The sequence below is a fragment of the Paenibacillus sp. 2KB_22 genome (genome assembly GCF_052115745.1).
Lineage (GTDB): Bacteria > Bacillota > Bacilli > Paenibacillales > Paenibacillaceae > Paenibacillus.
On the sequence record NZ_JBFRHG010000002.1, the window covers coordinates 1,441,830 to 1,460,454 of the forward strand.

An 18,625-nucleotide genomic window follows, 5' to 3' on the forward strand; every position below is an offset into this window, starting at 1 on the left:
AATGAATGCCTCATTATGACACCCAACCTGCTAACACCTTTAGTATACGGATGAAATGAAAGCTCTTTCAATCAGCAAATGGACAGGCTTTTGTGGGATAACCGATAGCTAAGTATGGATCTGTTTATTCACCAGATGTTAATCAACAACATGGACAACTTATGTTGGTTTTATTTTCAATCTACGAGTACTGCCAAAATCCGGCGATGGGATCTGTCCATCTTCCTTCACTGAATTGGCAAGCAAGTACAGTGCCCCATAACCAAAGACATACTCTTCAAACATTCCATCCAAATGCCATCCTCATCAATTTGGATGAAAAAGTCGTATCCGTCCTTATGCAGAGCTGTAAAGTAACTATCCTCTTGCTTAAGTATCTTGTCCAACTTGAACATAAAGACAGTCGTAATCTTAGTGCCCCCATACCTTCGGTAGCTACTAGCACCATGATTCTTTTACCCAGACTTTGGGGGCTTAGCTTCGAAAACGGAGAGAGTAGCGGCGATGTCCTTTAATGTCATCGTCCAACTACTCTCAAGCCCCCGATAAATCAGACTATTTTTTTGAATAAAAAGACTTATTGACTGGATAAAAGACATAAACCTTATTTTAATGCTTACATACACTATATTGAGAATCGGAATTAAGGAGTCAGTTTTAGAATGGTCATAGTGGTATTTAGATTGTTATGCAACTGTGCAGGAGTTGCATTCGCATTTACCAGCTGGATCGTCGTCGGAACCGTTGTTACCGTAACAATAACTTCAGCAGATATAGGTCCTCCTCCATTACCTGTGAAAGGCACAGGTGTTATGGGCGTTCCATTTACCGTGAGGTTGAAATCTGCATCGCCCTGATTATGAATGCTAAAAGAGATCAAGTAACTTCCTGTTTCATTGATTGTTATCGTGGAGGACGGCGGCACGAATGTGAATGCACCTCCAACATTAGCCAAAACCCCGGTTAGAGTTATGGGTGAGTTGCCAGGTACTGTGTCTGTGCCTGTGCCAGGATCTGCTCGGAAAACACTTAGGAAATCGGATATTCCAGCCCCAACTGGACCGGCCGGACCTGTTGCTCCTGTTGCTCCTGTTGCTCCTGTTGCTCCTGTTGCTCCTGCTGGACCTACTGGGCCTACTGGGCCTACTGGACCTACTGGACCTACTGGACCCACTGCTCCGAGCGCCCCTGCTGGCCCGACTGGCCCTTGTATACCCGGAATCCCTTGCAGTCCTTGTGGTCCCGGTATCCCTTGAGCGCCAGTTGCCCCTTTTGGACCTATCGGTCCTACTGGTCCAGAAATTCCTTGAGCGCCTTGCGGTGCATTAACAACAACCTTAGGTCTAACCTTTACCACCTTAACCTTAACGCGACAATGCATGCTATGTTTAAATTTACGTCTACAAATGCGTTTTCCATGACGATTTAACAATGAACTCACCTCCGTGATATTTCTCCCCATACTATGTGTATCCATCACGAGGGGCATAGACTATTAACTATAAATTAGAAAATTATAGTGCCCATAATGAGAAAATTGGTCTTTGAATCCGGTCTACAACATGAATGCATAGACCAATTTTCAATATAAAATGCAGATAAAAAAGTCATAAAAAGTAAGATAACATCCCTTGTAGCGGGACAAGCATAACAGGGAAGACATGGTTACTTTACTATTAAAAAAAGCCAGTCGAACACACGAGATAATCTCGATGTTTGACTGGCTTTTACTATGCTTATCCCTTTCACACAGGTTCTTCTTATTTTACAATAGTTCTTTATTTTTTTCATAGAATCGTGCATTGTGAGAAGATACACCTGCCATATCGGAAGCAGCAGGCTCAAGATACATCTTGGCACTGTTGACTGCGAGCACCGCATCGTTAAATGCACCTGCAATTAGCCTGACTTTGCTTCCATAGGTGATGAAATCACCTGCACCGAATATGCCTGGAATATTGGTACGCATACGCTGATCAACGGATACACCGTAGTCTTCACGCGCCAGTCCCCATTGCACGAGGTTGCCAAAATCACGATCATACCCATGGCTTACGACGACTTCATCCACCTCAACATGCATGATCTCATCGGTTTCTACATGGACCAACTCGACCCGATCGATTTGGTCACCTGTACCGTATAAGCGAGAGATGCTATATGGTGTCATGACTGTGGATTGAGCTTTCATCTGGGCAACAGGTGACTCGTGTCCGGTGAATTCATGGCGTCTGTGTACTACCGTAACTTCACTTGCTATCTTGCCCAGTTCATTCGCCCAGTCGACTGCGGAATCGCCGCCACCCGAGATCAGAACACGCTTCCCGGCAAATCGGGACAGATCGGTTATCGTATAATGCAGATTCGTCAGCTCATACCGATTGGCACCCTCGATATCCAGCTTTTGCACCTGGGTCATGCCTCTGCCCGCACATAACAGAATGGTACGTGTGTAGTGATGCTCGCCTGTCTTGGAGATGAGTTCAAATACACCATCCTCATGTCGTTCAAGCTCGGCTATCTCCTGCCCAAACACAATCGTTGGATCGAACGTTCTCGCTTGTCTTTCCAGTGAATCAATCAGCTTCTCGCAGCGTATCGGATCAACCCCGCCCACATCCCAGATCAGCTTCTCCGGATACGTACGCATGAATCCACCCAGTTCCTGCTTGGCTTCAATGATCTTGGTACGCATGGCTCTCATGCCACTATAAAAGGAGGCATACATTCCAGCAGGTCCCCCGCCAACGATGGTAATATCATAAATATCCAGTTGATTCGCTGTAATCATCTTTGCTGTAGTCATCTATGGCACCAACTTTTCTACAACATAATCCATTAACTTCACAGAACCAATCGGGCCTACACCAGATACAAATTCACTCGTCTTCAGTGGGAAGACATGATCATTCTTCACAGCCTCCAGATTCGCCCATACCTGACTTGCTTTCAGATCTTCCATAGATTTCTTCGTGTCATAACCTACGAGGGTTCTGTCTTCTAGGAAAATATAATCCGGATTCATCTCAGGCAAGAATTCCAGTGAGAACTGGCTAAACCAATCTGTAGAATCTTTAATAGCTTCTGGGCTATTCAGACCCAGGATATCATAGAAGAAAACACTGCTGCTTCCTCCTTTGGGACCCATGAAACGGTAACGATTGTGCTCTACACGGAGAACCAATACGGTCTTGTCTCCAAGAACTTCTGCAATTTTTTCTTTGGCTTGGGCTGCCTTCTCGTCGAATTCAGCCAGTACTTTGGCAGATTCCTCGGTCTTGTCGAATAGGGCTGCCAGCTTCGGCATGGCACGTTTCATTTCACTGTTCGCATCCAACGCCACCGTTGGAGCAATTTTGGACAACTCGTCATATACGCCCTGTTCCATACCTTCACCAGCTGTAAGGATCATATCCGGTGACAGCGCCAGCAACTGCTCATAGTTATATTGGTATTGCTCCACTTCGATGACCTGAACGCCATGTTCTTTAAAATAAGCAGGACGGTATTCCGCTTCAACTCCGGGAGTTAACAAAACCATTTGGGGTGTAACCCCCATCTCAATCAGATACTCAGCATAGATCGAATCGAACACAATTAAATTTTGAGGCTTGGCAGGAATCGTAACTTCTCCAAACTGATCCTGAACCACTTTAGTTCCGCTCGCATCCCCTGCTTCTTCCGTTGCAGTTGCTGCGCCTTCCGTCTGTTTCTCTGCAATCCCAGCTGGATTATTTTCTTCTTTTGTTCCACCGGAACATGCCGCCAGCATTACACTAATCACCAATAGCATGATGCCTAATCCTTTGAATCTTCGTAACATGATATACTTCGCCCCTTATGTATATTGATAATGATAATTATTATCAAATAGTATCAAATAAGAAGTGTCGCTTCCATAGCATATCGTGCGTATTCAGTTGGATTATTGTGCTCTCTCATGATGAGATTCCGTAAGATGGCGAATGATCTGATCTAGAATCAAAGCATGTCCCGTAATTCCGTGACCGTCCACCCACAGGTTAGTATCCACGTATAATACCCGATTATTTTTCACAGCCTTCAGGTCATTCCATTGTGGACTCTCCCATAGTTCCCTCATATTCTCTTCAGCACTGAAGTGCTGCATAATCCGCTTCTCCACAAAGAGGTAGTCGGGATTGGCTTGTGTGAGCAGTTCAAGCGAACAAGGATTAAACCAGGCTGCACCTGAATCCAGGGCTTGCGGCAGTGCTAATCCAAGCTGTTCATATAACAAGTGGGAAACCCCGTGGGAATGCCCTCCCAGATATCGATAACCAAATGCTTCTACCCTAAGCAGCATAACTGTAGATTCAGATTTAATGATGGGTTGCAACTGTCGCTTCGCGACACTGACCTCGTGTTTCATCTGCTGATGCAGTCTGTGAGCCTCTTCTTCTTTAAGAAACCAGGCTGCCAATTGATCGAGCATGGATTCCACATCTTGATGAAGTCCGGTTAGAATCGGTGCAATTGTGCACAGCTCCCTTTTGACCTCTTCTGTTAATACATTTCCAATCAACATCTCCGGTTGAACTTGCCGAACAAGTTCTATCTCCACCTCATACTGTGTTACCTCCAGCATCTTTACTCCATGCGCTATAAATTGTTCCCGATGATGTGGGGACAACAGGATCGGGGTGACCACTACCGCATGGGGGATGACACCCAGATGAATCATGATTTCACCGCAAATGGGAGACAATGTCACGATCTTTCGCTGCGTCATCGTCTGTTTATACATTTTGGGTGATACGCCAGTCAATTGTTTGAAACGTCGGCTGAAATAATGAGCATCTTCATATCCAGACTTTTTGGCAATATCCTGAGAGGTTGCTGCGGTTAATATGAGTTCTTCCTGTGCGCGATAGATCCGGTAGTGGGCCAGATAATCCAGGGGTGGCTTACCATATCGTTCACTAAATTTGCGGGAATAATGCCATGGACTCGTACCGGCAATCTGCGCTAACTGCGTACGTGTAATGGCCTGATCATAGTGCTGCTGCATGTAGTCAATGGAGCGAAGTATACCGTGTTCTGGCTTCAACTCGTTATCCGGCTGTTTCCGATATAGATTACTTAACATCTCATACAACAAATGCTGATGACCAACCCTTCCTGCACGCTGATCCGCTGTATGCACTTCACTCCAATGCTGAATCATACTTGCCAGAGCTCCACCGGACAGTTGCACTTTCTGGTACGCCTTGCCTGACGGTAACCTCCATTCGAACTTCTCAGCTTCCCGTCGATCATGCAGCACCGAATATGTATCGAACTGAACATGCCAGCCTGCCAGATCCAGGTTGCCACCTTCAATGACCTCCATTACGGAGTTCTCTTCAAGCGCAATTAATTCGCCAAAGGAGACGTGTACCCGGTGTCCATTGATATTCCAGGTCGCTTTGCCATCAATAATAAATATCAACGTGTGGTTGAAAAAGTGGTGCAGTTCGCTTTTCGTTATCCACGCATTGGTTAATGCCTTCGTTGACTTCCACTGAGCGATCCATTCCATGTTGTCAGACATATCGTTATCCTTTCTAAAGGATCTATCATCCTGATTTATTACGTTTCACTATATCAAAATACATGACATCTACATATCCAACAACTTATGGCATGATAAAATGATGAAACAGCTATTATACATTTCATACATATATCATTGGGATAAAAAAACAAAAAAAGCCCGTACCATCAGGTACAAGCTCTTTCTTACAACGGCAACACTACTCTTTCTACTCTTTCTACTCCTTCAATACTACGTTTCTACGTCTTACTCAAAATTAGCTTTTGGCGAGGTCTATCCCTGTTTCAGTTTTCTTCCTGCCATCCAATACGTCAGTCCACCTGAGACACCGAGAGAAATGACTACACCGATGCAAGTGTGTAACAGATTCAGGCTACCCTCTTCGCTGAAGAGCGGGAGGCTGACCAAGCTCGGATTCCCAACGATAGCGAAAGCCTTGACAGATAACAAACCGAAATACAGTCCACCCGCAGCTCCACCCAGCAATGTCGCATAGAAGGAGGATCTCTTTCTCATGTTGACTGCATACAATGCAGGCTCTACCACTCCAAGGAGGGCTGTTCCCGTTGCCCAGAAAGCAACTCTTCTGGAAGCTGACTCTTTCGAACGCAAAGCGGTTGCGAGCGCGGCCCCGGCTTGTCCTACAATCGCCACTAACATAGCAGGAATCACCATGGAGGAACCATTCATGAGCATATCATTCATGATGATGGCAAGCATCCAGTAGTGTAACCCCATAATAATCATCAGGGAGAAGACTGCCCCCAGTAACATCACCGATATCACTGGAGCATTAGCTACTAGTGAATCCAATGCTTCCGGCAGATATTCATCCATCCAGGTTCCAACTGGACCAAGTATCATCAATACTAATGGAACAACAATCAGTAACGTCAGGAATGGAGCAAGCATGCCTTTGGCGAATTTTGGACTCCATCGATCAACGATTCTTTCCAGGTAGGCCGCTGCACAGATCGTGAGAATGATCCAGATGGCCGTAGAGTAAAAAGCAGGCTGGGACACCAGTGGCATACCCAGGAAATGAACCTCTTTTTCCCCTGACATCAGCATGGTCATCTCCGGATAAAACATGAGTCCGCCAATAGATGCAGCAACATAGATGTTGCTCTTCAGCCGATACGCTGTGCTGATTGCTACCAATACAGGCAGTACATAAAATACACTGTCTCCAATGATCCTGAATATCGTAAAGGTCTGGCTATCCATCAAAGCAGAAGAATCCGCAGAACTGTACGTATCCATTAACGCAATAATGGCGACTATAATTTTAATAACAGCGGCTCCGAGAATTACAGGCATCAAGGGCATGAATACATCGGATACAAAATGTAAGATCGAGAATCTGTTCTTCTTCGCATGTCCTGCTTCCTGCAAAACTGCCCCTGTCGATTCCCCAATACCCACACCCAGTAACGTATTGTAGATAAGTAAAGATTCATCTCTTATTGCCAGATGACACTGCTCACCTGTTACCCGAATATCTGCCATATCATCTGTGGTGGTAAGAACCGACAGGTTCAATCGTGTGCTGTCCTTCAGTACCAGCGTCGTTGTACCCTTATCATGTTCTACAAGCTTGATGTTCTCCTTGCCACCTGCGAGTTTCAACCAATCTTCAATCTGTCTGTCATGCATGATGTACAATCTCCTCATGTTACGGTAAACCCGTGTTTTGTGATGTGTTATGATCCAATCTGCCTCTATCTATATACACATTTCCACGAAAAAACTTCAATAGGATAAAAAAACTAATTTCCCTGACATTACATGTTTATTTATACAAGGTATATTGACCTATGACATTGTTTACGTAGCAAAAAAGCCTGCACAAGCGCAGGCTCTAACACGTCTTCTATATGTTCCATTTTATCCACTTATGACAGTGCCAACATGGCATTCATATCTTCTTCTGCTGTTGTAATTAACTTCAGCCCGAACATATCCACGAGTACATCCAGGACCCCTTCCGATATGAACTCAGGCGGTTTCGGTCCAATCCGAATGTCCTGAATGCCGAGGCTGAACAGGCCGAGCAGGATCGCAACTGCTTTTTGCTCAAACCAGGAGAGGACGATGCTGACAGGTAACTCGTTGACGGTGCAGCCAAAAGCATCCGCCAAAGCCAATGCAATTTTCACCGTAGAACCGGAATTGTTGCATTGACCCAGATCGATATAACGCGGGATACCCGTGTCTCCAACCGTACCATAATCCACATCGTTGAAGCGGAACTTGCCACAGGATGTTGTCAGAATTACGGTATCATTTGGCAATGATGTCGCGAGTTCACGATAGTAGTTGCCGCCTTTGCCTGGTGCATCACAGCCTGCAATAACGAAGAATCGACGGATATGGCCGTCTTTCACCGCTTGAATAATCTCGGGCGCAAGCCCAATCACGGTCTCATGGTGGTATCCTGTCGTTAAGACTTGCTCCGACTGTACATCAGCCGCAGGCAGTGACAATGCACGCTCAATCAGAGGTGAGAAGTCATCATTCATAATCTTGGCCACACCCTCCAGACCCGCCACTTCGTATGAAAAAAAGCGGTCTGCATATGTGCCTTTGATCGGCATGACACAGTTGGTCGTTGCGAGAATGGCACCCGGGAATTGTTCAAAGAGTCTTCTTTGATCGTACCAGGCTTTACCGATATTGCCCTTCAGATGGGCATATTTCTTCAGTGCCGGATAACCGTGCGCAGGTAACATTTCCGAGTGGGTATAGATATTGATTCCTTTACCTTCAGTTTGACGCAGCAGCTCCTCCAATGCATACAGATTATGTCCCGTCACCACAATGCACTGTCCTTCGATCTGATTCTGGCTGACCGTAATCGGTTGCGGTACACCAAAGCGGTCCGTATGCGCACGATCCAGCACGTCCATAATGCGGATTGCTGCATTACCTACCTTCATTGCCATATCCAGATGTTCCTGTACATTAAAATTCGAGTTCGTTAATGTCATATATAATGCTTCATGTGTAATCCGATCCACCTCAGGATCAGAATATCCCAACTGGCGTGCGTGTGTCGCATAAGCAGCGATGCCTTTTAACGCAAAGATCATCGTATCCTGCAAGCTTGCGATTGTTTCGTTTTTGCCGCAAACCCCTACCACGGTACACCCGCCACTCGGCGTCTGTTCGCATTGATAACAAAACATATGGATTCCCCTCCAAACTTAGATTAAACGCCGTTCGTTATGTAATAGCGTAACAGACCCTGATATGCGCTAGTGTGATGGTGCACACAGTTTTTGATCAAACATCTATATCATGGTTCTCTGAGACTATCCTCCAAACTGGAAATAATAATATTGGAAAAGAAGCATATCTCGACTCATTATGAAAAATACTGTGTACATAAGAAAAACTTCTGATCGAAGCACTTTCGATGGTGATAAATTCGTGGTTTAGCAGTTACGATTCTTGCGACTATCGAATCCTTCAGCTCCGCTGAAAACATATAAATTCTATAATCTAAAAAGATATGGAAATGAAACGATTCTAGATTTTGCCCGTAAGGGTAATACACAGAGAGAAATCTAATATTCAAGGAGCTGGTCAATTGCAACATTATAGACACAGTGCGGAGGAAACCCTTCAGGATGTACAGAGTTCCTCCAAGGGACTAACGACCTCCGAGGCTGCAAAGAGACTTGAAACGGAAGGATATAACGAGTTAAAAGGGAAAGATGCAACACCTGTCTGGAAATTGTTCCTCGAAAATTTCAAAGATCCGATGGTCATCGTGCTGCTGATTGCAGCCGCGGTACAGGTTGTACTTGGACACCTGATTGAATCGTTGATCATATTCCTGGTTATATTGCTCAACGCGGTAATCAGCGTAGTTCAGACCAAAAAAGCCGAGAGTTCGCTTGACGCGCTGAAACAAATGTCTGCACCCGAAGCCAAAGTCATTCGTGACGGGCAGAAAAAAACCATTCCAGCGAGGGAACTCGTTCCCGGTGATATTGTTATGCTGGATGCAGGTGATTATGTCCCGGCAGACGGGCGTATCCTGGAGTCAGGAAGTCTGAAAATCAACGAAGGCATGCTGACCGGAGAATCCGAAGCTGCGGAGAAACACGCCGATACCATCCCGGATGAAGCTCCAATCGGAGATCGTCGCAATATGGCCTTCAGTGGCTCACTGGTCGTATATGGACGAGGCATGCTTGTTATTACAGGTACGGCTCTCAAGACGGAAATTGGTAAAATTGCCGAACTGATCGAAAATGCCGAAGCCAAGAACACGCCGTTACAGCGCAAGTTGGAATCATTCAGCAAAAAATTGGGCTTTTTCATCTTGGGGTTGTCGATTCTCATCTTTGGTATTGAAGCCGGTCGTGTATGGTTGACCGAAGGTACGGAGAATATCGGGCCATCCATCGTAAATGCACTGATGTTTGCTGTAGCTGTTGCGGTTGCTGCCATTCCTGAGGCGCTTTCCTCCATTGTGACGATCGTATTGTCACTTGGTACGAATAAGATGGCCAAACAACATGCGATCATTCGCAGACTGCCTGCCGTGGAGGCGCTCGGTTCGGCCAGTATCATCTGTACGGATAAAACAGGAACACTTACTCAGAATAAAATGACTGTCGTCGATTATTACATTCCCCATGGTACCAAAGACGAATTCCCCGATGATCCCGATCAGTGGTCGGAAGAGGAACGACGTTTGTTACATATTGCAGTACTCTGCAATGATTCGAATATTAACCAGGAAGGCAAGGAATTGGGTGATCCAACCGAAGTGGCCCTCATTGCCTTCAGCAACCGGGTAAACAAGGATTACAATGAAATCCGTGACCAGTTCCCACGTGAAGCCGAGCTTCCTTTTGACTCGGATCGAAAGCTCATGAGTACCGTTCATACATTTGAAGGACAGACGGCTTTGCTAACTAAAGGTGGACCGGATGTGCTGTTCAGCCGCTGTAGTCATGTGTTTATCAATGGTGAAGTTCAGCCCCTCACACCCGAGATTCGCACACAATTTGAAGAGAAAAATGAGGCCTTCTCCAAACGTGCCTTCCGCGTACTGGCCTATGCGTACAAAAAATTTGATGACAAAAACCAGGTCACTATTGATGACGAGCATGATCTGACACTAGTTGGCCTGACAGCGATGATTGACCCACCGCGTGAAGCGGTATACGGGTCGATTGAAGAGTCCAAAAAAGCGGGCATTCGCACCATCATGATTACCGGAGATCACAAAACGACGGCCCAGGCCATCGGTGTGGATATCGGCCTTGCCGAACCGGATGATCTCGCCATTACCGGCGCCGAACTGGACAAAATGTCCGATGAGGAACTGGATCAAAAACTGGAACACATCTCGGTATACGCCAGAGTATCACCTGAGAATAAAATCCGGATCGTGCGTGCATGGCAACGCAAAGGCAAGGTTGCAGCGATGACCGGAGATGGAGTCAATGACGCACCTGCGCTGAAACAGGCCGACATCGGCGTAGCGATGGGTAGCGGAACGGATGTCGCCAAGGATGCCGCTGCCATGATTCTGACGGATGATAACTTTGTCTCCATTGTGAATGCAGTCAGCGTTGGGCGGATGGTATTTGATAATATCAAAAAAGCAATTGCTTACCTATTCGCGGGTAACCTCGGCGCCATTATCGCCATTTTATTTGCCTTGATCGTCGGCTGGGTTAATCCATTTACGGCTCTTCAGCTGCTGTTCATTAATCTGGTGAACGACTCCCTGCCTGCCATCGCTTTGGGCACAGAGAAGCCCGAGCCAGATGTCATGCGGCGTAAACCACGTGACATTAACGAGGGAATCTTCGCAGGCGGAACCCTGCAGGCTGTAATTACACGTGGTGTCCTGATTGGTGCAGCTGTTATCGTATCTCAATATATCGGGCTTGGCATCTCAGAGGAAATCAGCGTAGCTATGGCCTTCACCACCTTGATTCTGGCACGCAGTCTGCAAACTTTTGCAGCACGTTCCAATACACAAACCATCTTCCAGGTAGGCTTCATGACCAATAAATTCGTGCTTGGTTCCATTCTAGTATGTCTCTGTCTCTATGCAATCACACTAATTCCAGGTGTACGCGGCGTCTTCGCCATCCCGGATACATTCGGTTGGAATGAGTTCCTGATTGCAGGTGGACTCGCTCTTGCTGCCGTCATTCTGATGGATGTCATCAAGTGGGTTCGCAATCGCGGCAAACAAGTTACTGCGGCATAAGATCTGCAGATATCGTACGTATGCACAAACAGGCGCCCGTTATCGGAGCGCCTGTTTGTTTACCGTATTTTTTTACACAGTCAAAGAATACACTTCTCATCCATACTGATGTTTATGTTTTCTAAGGCATCCTCGAAATTGCTAAGCATTAAGTTGATATCTATATACCAACCAACAGATGGACAGGATCAGGATACATATTCCCCAGGATACCGTGGGGAAGGTCGCCGACCAATTGAACTTTTCTTTCCCTTTTGAACCATTTGTTAATCCGGATGCTATTAACGCCACTCCAATAATTAAACCGATCTGGGCAAACAACAACAAAATTCCTTCTACCATGTAGATAACTCCCTCACATACTCCGCTATCAATTTGAGCATTATTAGCATTTAATAAGTCCGTTTTCTGTACTGTATCTAATTACCCCTGTTTGATGCCAAAAGCGATCCATCGTCCATCAATATCCTCGATCACAAACTCCTTGTTATTATAATCTGTATGATTGAGGGCACGAACAATCTTCACATCTGCGTTGATCAATTCCTGTTGAAGCTCTTCCTGATTCTTGGTAATAAAATATGCATCATATCCATAACCATATAATTCTCTGTTGGGAATGACCTTCTGTCCATTACTTTGGGTTAAAATAATCTCGGTAAGATCACGATACAGGCAGATATGAGGTTCCGCGGCATCGAGATATTCAACGACCCGAAAGCCTATCTTTTCTTCATAAAACTGCGCGGTTCGCTTCATATCCAGCGTCGGAAATACGCTGTGGGACATCAATAATAAGTGATTCATCCTGTAAACTCCTTAGAATATAATCAAAACTAGTTATGTATTCCAACCATCATCTTACCCAATTTCAGGAAACTAGTCTATAAATTAAAATTCTACATCACTTAAATTTAACTGATATTCAGTATGACATTATTGCCATATATTAAAATGGAGTGTAAAATGATATATTGCTTTTCATCACATTTTCATCAAAGTACTATCCGAATTCACATTCATAGATAAGACAGGAATGGTCACGTGAAAGATAAAATTGTCATGCCACTCTGGACGTGCTGCTTGTTCATCGTTGTGATGAACACCACCATGTTCAATGTTTCGTTGCCCGTCATTATTCATGATCTACAGATTACCTCAGACCTGGGTTCTTGGGTCATCTCAAGCTATTCCATTGGTTACGCCCTGTCGACGGTGATATACAGTCGATTATCAGACCGTATTCCGGTACGCAAACTGCTCACGGTCGGGCTCCTGATCCTTGGGTTATCTTCATTGCTGGGGTTGTTCGCACATAACTTCGCAATCCTGTTGCTCACACGTATTCTGCAATCTGCAGGTGCAGGGGTGATGGCCGGTCTTGGTCTCGTCATCGCGAGTCGTTACATCCCTGTGGAACGGCGCGGAGCTGCCATCGCACTCATCTCATCAGGCAGCGCCATGGCTTTTGGACTTGGCCCTATTGTCGGCGGACTCATTAGCGAGTACTGGGGCTGGAACGGGCTTTTTGCCATAACCGTGCTTGTCCTGCTCGCCCTGCCTGTCCTGCTCTATTTTCTCCCACGTGAATCCGTCAAAACGGATCAGCCATTTGATGTTATTGGTGCCATACTAACCGTCATTAATGCCACTACACTTCTCGTCGCGATCACCCAGCAGTCCTGGTTATGGTTCGCCATTGGCGTTATTTCACTTGTTGCACACCTCCTGTATATTCGGAAAGCGAGTCTTCCGTTTGTGAATCCACAAGTGTTTCGAACACCAGGATACACCCGCTTAATCCTTATCGGATTCTGCGTGCTGGTCGTGAATCTGGGCAATCTGTTTTTGATGCCGCTTGTGCTCGCAGATCTATATGGACGCTCATCGCTCGCCATTGGTTTGCTGATTGCTCCAGGAGCCATTGTTGCAGCATTCTGCACCCGTTTCGTCGGACGCTGGATCGACCGTTATGGCAATATGCGGTTTATGATCATCGGACACATTCTGCTCGCAGCGGTACTTGCCTTATTCATGCTCGGACTTGATCAATCCGCCCTGATCATTACCAGTGGTTATCTCTTTTTCTCACCGGCACTTTCGGCATCCATGGCTTCATTGAATAATGAAGCGTCACGTGTGCTGCCCAAGGCACAGATTGGTTCAGGAATGGGGATGTTACAATTGATTCAGTTCTTCGGTGGATCGGTATCTGTAGCCGTGTGCGGGTTGCTGTTGCACAGCATTCCGGGAGTATCAGTAGAGGAAGCTTATCATGTGGTATACGCTTGTCTGTTGCTCGTCTGCATTGTTTCACTGGGTCTGACCGTCTGGCATAGCAGAGCTTCACGCTCAGGCATTGAACATCTTGCATCCGGTAGTTAAATTGTTCCACAGGTAAAAGGCTCGCGCCTTAGCGCGAGCCTTTTTTTCGAATTGGGACAGGAGGTTTCAGTTTCAAAAATGAGTATGCATTCCGTGAAATCGCCACCGCTCCTTATCCTTCTCAAGCAGCATGCCAACTATTTCCCGTCCAGTGCTGACTTCCAGGCCTCCATGATGCTAATTGGGGATTTGCTGCTGCTCTCCCCGCCACCTTCCTGCGTCCAAAGTGGTGGATAATACGCGAATACTTGTCCTGTCTGGAGCTGTGCCATATCCTCCTGCCAACCTTTCCAGCGAAACGTCTGATAGAACTGCTCCAGGTCACCATTTGCGAGCCAGTTGACGAAACCTGAATATGTCAGTTCTGTCGATTCCCATTCCAATGTATCCGGTGCAAAATAATAGACCTCTCCTGTGCGGCCATATTTGCCTGTATCCAGTCCGAAGAAACCACCTGCCACATCATATGCGACGACCATCATACCTTCCAGAACATCTACCCAAGGTTGCTCACTCACACCATTCCAACTGGTGAGGCTTCCATATGTACTGTCACCACCCGCACCAAGCAGCGTGATCCAGCCATGGTCCAGTACAATACCTTCTGTCTCATAAGCAACAACTCCCAAATAGGATTTGGTGCTTATTTGCAGACGATAGAGGACATCCTCTCCAATCTCCTGCTTTGTTGGAACATACACATATGTATTTTGCCCGCTATCCAGAAGTTCCTTGAGTTCTTCCCATGCGTGATTCTCCCGATCTACTAATTCAGCTACAGTTAATGTATTCATGAGCAGTCTCCTCCCTGATTTGATAAGAAGCATATCATGGCTTATTAACCCGTTCAAATCTGCTATAATCTATCTTCAAAGCTAAATTCAAGGGGGAAACGATTTGATTCGCGTAGTTATACTTATGATTCCGATTCTGATGGTGCTCGTATCCGGTTGTCAGAATCATACATCTGCCATGAAGGAACCCGTTTCTGTTCAAAAGTCTGATCCCCAGGTCATCCATTACATATCACCCCAAGGAAACGACGCGAATAAAGGAACCATTCAATCTCCTTGGAAAACGTTGCAGCACGCTGCCGACCATGCTTCGCCAGGAAGCACGATCTATCTGCGTGAAGGTGTCTATCATCAGAAAGTCAAAATCACCCGGAGTGGCCATTCCTCCGGTAATCCGACCCTATTTTCCAGCTATCCGCAAGAGAATGTCGTCATTGATGGTGAAGGCCTCGCTGTCCGTGGCATCGAAGGACTGATTGAAATTGATAATGCCAGTTATATCACCATTCAAAATCTCGAAATTCGTAACTTCACGACCACACTGGGGGGCCAGGTTCCAACCGGGATCTATGTCCACGGGGCAGGTGAGCATATTCAACTGTTGGGTAACACCATACACGCGATCGCTAGTTATGCACCTCCTGAGGGTCCCGATTTGATGGGCAGGGATGCCCACGGTATTGCCATATATGGCACAGAGCACCCTCAAGCATTACGCGATATCATCATCAAGGATAATGATTTGTATGATCTTACCCTTGGTTCCAGCGAGTCACTTGCAGTCAACGGTAATGTCGATACCTTTGCCATACAGAACAATATCATCCATGATTCCGACAATATTGGTATTGATCTGATCGGGTACGAGGGTACGTCCGAGGACGACACATACGATCAGGCTCGGAACGGCATTGTACGAGGCAACGAAGTATACGATATTACGTCCAATAACAATCCTTCCTATGGAACAGACCTGCCCAATGATAGCAACTCGGCTGGTGGCATCTATGTCGATGGCGGGAAAGATCATATCATCGACCAGAACCGGGTATACCGGAGCGACATCGGAATTGAGATAGCCTCAGAGCATGCCGGGCGGTCAACCAGCAACATTACCTTGCGTGATAACCTGATTTATTCCAACCGATTGACGGGCATTGCCATGGGAGGTTATGACGAGGAACGAGGAGCTACCGAGGATAGCAAGATTATGTACAATACGCTTGTAGGGAATGATACCCTGAATGCGGGCAATGGACAGTTATTCATACAGTCACGGACGAAGAACAATACGTTCATGCGCAACATTCTCGTATCGGGCAGCTCGGAAGTACTGATATACAATGAATATACCAGCAATACCGGCAATGTGTTTGACCATAATGTCTATTATTCACCAGGAGAACAGGAAGATGCCCTGTGGGTTTGGAAAAATAAAGCCTACTCCGGCATCGCCGCCTACATGAAGGGATCTGGCAACGATGCGCACTCCATATATGTGAATCCGGCATTTATGAATGAACCGAGCGAAGATTTCCGTCTTCAGGCGAATTCTCCCGTGAAGTCGTATGGCTACCTTGCTCCGCGGTAAAGTTATTCTGATGCTATTCAGGTGGAATTAGCCCCGCCTATTATCACACAAATAAAAGGAGCCTGTGTTATGTGGGATCATTTCCCCCATTGTGCACAGGCTCCTTCTCGTTTCTTTTGATGCAATTCAGCCATCCTTAACTTTTTACCATCTGGGCTGAATGTGTCACCCGGTTTCGTCCTCCGGTTTTGGAGGCATACAGGGCGTTGTCCGCTTTTTGGAACAAGGACTGTTCCGTATCTTCCTCTACGACAGTGGCCGCACCGATACTCACGGTAATGTTATATTCACCCCAGTCGGCTGAAGCAACCTGTGAACGATATCTTTCTGCAATACCCATCCCTTGCTCCTCTTCACAATCTGGAAGAATGATAACAAATTCCTCTCCGCCATAACGTGCAACCACATCGGTACTTCGCGACAACGATTGCAGCAGCCCCGCCAAATTGCCGAGTACCAGATCTCCAATGGGATGCCCGTACGTATCATTAATGCTTTTGAAATGATCAATGTCCACAACCAGAAGGGAGAAATAACGTTGTTTCTCACGGAACAATGCCAAACTTTCAAGCATTTTTTCCTGGAAAAACCTGCGGTTCTTCAATCCTGTCAGCAAGTCTGTGGAGGCCAGTGTCTCCAACTGATCATTCACTTTGATTAACGCCTGCTCTTTGATCTTATATTCCTCGTGTAATCGTTCAAGCTCCTTGTTCGCTTCTTGCGTCGCTTGATACAGCTCTTGCAGCTTGGTTTTGGTATGCAAAATATCCTTCTCATGTTCGATTCGCTTACGCATGACAACCACGACACAATCTACCACGCTCTCCCCGTTACGTGTCTGACGAACACCGTTAAGAAGCACGGGAACAGCCCGCTGATCACGGGTACGAAACGTGAAATACATCTCGTCCACATGTCCGTATAACTGGATGTAAGGATAGAAGTACGTATGGAAAAATACCTTATTGCTCACCGACATGGTTGACTCAATATGATGCCCTATAAGCTGATCGCGTTCATATCCAAGCATCGTCAGAAAAGTTTGATTAATCGATTGTACAATGCCCGAATCAGAGATAGAGAAGTATCCACAGGGCGCTGAATCTAGTTGAGTATCCATTAATAACAGCCTTTCTCCCGAATTTTATGCGCCAGTCAAATAATTCTTAATCATTCGGATCGTTTCTTCCGGTTGACTTAGATGCGGATAATGTCCCTTGGCCGTCATCTGTTGTAACCTGCTATTTTTCAGATGAGCATGTAAATAGTCCCCTACTTCAACCGGGGCAATACTGTCCTCGGAACACTGAAGAATCAATGTTGGCACAGTTGCCTGCTTCAGATCAATACGACAGTCCGATAAAAACGTCACCTCGGCAAATTGTCTCGCAATATGCGGATCTCTGGAGCAGAAGCTTTTCTCCAATTCCTCCGTCAGTTCTTTCCGTTCCGGATTGTTCATCACAATGGGTGCCAGATAACTCGCCCATCCAATAAAATTCATCTGCATCATCTCAAGCAATTCATCGATATCATTCCGATCAAAACCTCCATAATAATTCGGCAGATCATTCACGTAACGCGGGGAGGGCCCCAACATAATGATTTGTTTGAAATATTGGGGGTTCTGAATTGATGCCAGCATACCAATCATACTGCTGACGGAATGCCCGACAAATATGGTGTCCCTTAGCTCAAGCGCTTCCATAATTTCCAGCACATCCTGAGCATATCCTTGAAGGTTGCTATATTTGACAGCATCATAGTAGTTAATTTGAGATTCGCCAGATCCAACATAATCAAACAACACCACACGGTAGTTGTCCATAAAACCTGGAACAATGTAACGCCACATATCCTGATCGCACCCAAAACCATGAGCAAATACAATCGTTTGGCTACCCGAGCCAAGCACTTTAACATTATTTCTTACAAGTACATTAACCGTCATTTCATATCACCTCTCCGAGGTAGTATTCACTTGAATCATTTTATCAGATTATTATATCGGAAAATGTTGGGATAGGGGTTGAAAATTAATAAATACTTCTCTCCTG

General features: G+C 45.9%; 15 protein-coding genes. 3 read left to right on the forward strand and 12 right to left on the reverse strand.

Features of this window, described 5'->3' with window-relative positions; translation table 11 throughout:
* Window positions 1-159: 159 nt before the first annotated feature.
* From AB4111_RS17435 to hcp, 7 genes are all read right to left on the reverse strand, one after another.
* Complete coding sequence (locus AB4111_RS17435; protein ID WP_442032528.1) at window positions 160-294, reverse strand: hypothetical protein; 135 nt, start codon at window positions 292-294, stop codon at window positions 160-162.
* A 349-nt stretch (window positions 295-643) separates the two neighbouring features.
* A complete protein-coding gene (locus AB4111_RS17440) occupies window positions 644-1,432 on the reverse strand; it encodes a collagen-like protein (RefSeq protein ID WP_442032529.1) in 789 nt (262 codons plus the stop codon).
* A gap of 333 nt (window positions 1,433-1,765) precedes the next feature.
* On the reverse strand, window positions 1,766-2,806 hold the full coding sequence (locus tag AB4111_RS17445) for an NAD(P)/FAD-dependent oxidoreductase (protein WP_442032530.1): 1,041 nt from the start codon (window positions 2,804-2,806) through the stop codon (window positions 1,766-1,768).
* Window positions 2,807-3,823 carry an ABC transporter substrate-binding protein gene (locus AB4111_RS17450; RefSeq protein ID WP_442032531.1) on the reverse strand — a complete coding sequence of 339 codons (1,017 nt, stop codon included), beginning with the start codon at window positions 3,821-3,823 and terminating at the stop codon, window positions 2,807-2,809.
* Between the two features lie 102 nt (window positions 3,824-3,925).
* The gene (locus tag AB4111_RS17455; protein WP_442032532.1) at window positions 3,926-5,551 is read right to left on the reverse strand and encodes a helix-turn-helix domain-containing protein; all 1,626 of its coding nucleotides are present in this window, start codon (window positions 5,549-5,551) and stop codon (window positions 3,926-3,928) included.
* Between the two features lie 276 nt (window positions 5,552-5,827).
* A complete protein-coding gene (locus AB4111_RS17460) occupies window positions 5,828-7,210 on the reverse strand; it encodes a PTS transporter subunit EIIC (RefSeq protein ID WP_442032533.1) in 1,383 nt (460 codons plus the stop codon).
* A gap of 239 nt (window positions 7,211-7,449) precedes the next feature.
* Window positions 7,450-8,742: a hydroxylamine reductase gene (gene hcp / locus AB4111_RS17465; RefSeq protein ID WP_442032534.1), complete on the reverse strand. Its 1,293-nt coding sequence runs from the start codon at window positions 8,740-8,742 to the stop codon at window positions 7,450-7,452.
* A gap of 404 nt (window positions 8,743-9,146) precedes the next feature.
* On the opposite strand from hcp, the gene AB4111_RS17470 reads away from it, so the two are divergent.
* Window positions 9,147-11,798, forward strand: coding sequence for a cation-translocating P-type ATPase (locus AB4111_RS17470; protein ID WP_442032535.1), 2,652 nt, complete (start codon window positions 9,147-9,149; stop codon window positions 11,796-11,798).
* A gap of 141 nt (window positions 11,799-11,939) precedes the next feature.
* On the opposite strand, the gene AB4111_RS17475 is transcribed toward AB4111_RS17470, so the two are convergent.
* On the reverse strand, window positions 11,940-12,140 hold the full coding sequence (locus tag AB4111_RS17475; protein WP_105599858.1) for a hypothetical protein: 201 nt from the start codon (window positions 12,138-12,140) through the stop codon (window positions 11,940-11,942).
* An 81-nt stretch (window positions 12,141-12,221) separates the two neighbouring features.
* Window positions 12,222-12,605, reverse strand: a complete 384-nt coding sequence (locus AB4111_RS17480) for a VOC family protein (RefSeq protein ID WP_253439615.1) — start codon at window positions 12,603-12,605, stop codon at window positions 12,222-12,224.
* Window positions 12,606-12,842: 237 nt separating this feature from the next.
* Between AB4111_RS17480 and AB4111_RS17485 the strand changes: the two genes are divergently transcribed.
* Complete coding sequence (locus tag AB4111_RS17485) at window positions 12,843-14,183, forward strand: MFS transporter (RefSeq protein ID WP_442032536.1); 1,341 nt, start codon at window positions 12,843-12,845, stop codon at window positions 14,181-14,183.
* Window positions 14,184-14,320: 137 nt separating this feature from the next.
* Here AB4111_RS17485 and AB4111_RS17490 read toward each other — a convergent pair whose 3' ends face one another.
* Window positions 14,321-14,977, reverse strand: a complete 657-nt coding sequence (locus AB4111_RS17490) for a DUF2625 domain-containing protein (RefSeq protein WP_442032537.1) — start codon at window positions 14,975-14,977, stop codon at window positions 14,321-14,323.
* A 103-nt stretch (window positions 14,978-15,080) separates the two neighbouring features.
* Between AB4111_RS17490 and AB4111_RS17495 the strand changes: the two genes are divergently transcribed.
* Window positions 15,081-16,568, forward strand: a complete 1,488-nt coding sequence (locus AB4111_RS17495; RefSeq protein ID WP_442032538.1) for a DUF5123 domain-containing protein — start codon at window positions 15,081-15,083, stop codon at window positions 16,566-16,568.
* 136 nt (window positions 16,569-16,704) lie between these two features.
* Here AB4111_RS17495 and AB4111_RS17500 read toward each other — a convergent pair whose 3' ends face one another.
* A complete protein-coding gene (locus AB4111_RS17500) occupies window positions 16,705-17,688 on the reverse strand; it encodes a sensor domain-containing diguanylate cyclase (protein WP_442032539.1) in 984 nt (327 codons plus the stop codon).
* 24 nt (window positions 17,689-17,712) lie between these two features.
* Complete coding sequence (locus AB4111_RS17505) at window positions 17,713-18,519, reverse strand: alpha/beta fold hydrolase (RefSeq protein WP_442032540.1); 807 nt, start codon at window positions 18,517-18,519, stop codon at window positions 17,713-17,715.
* Window positions 18,520-18,625: the final 106 nt, after the last annotated feature.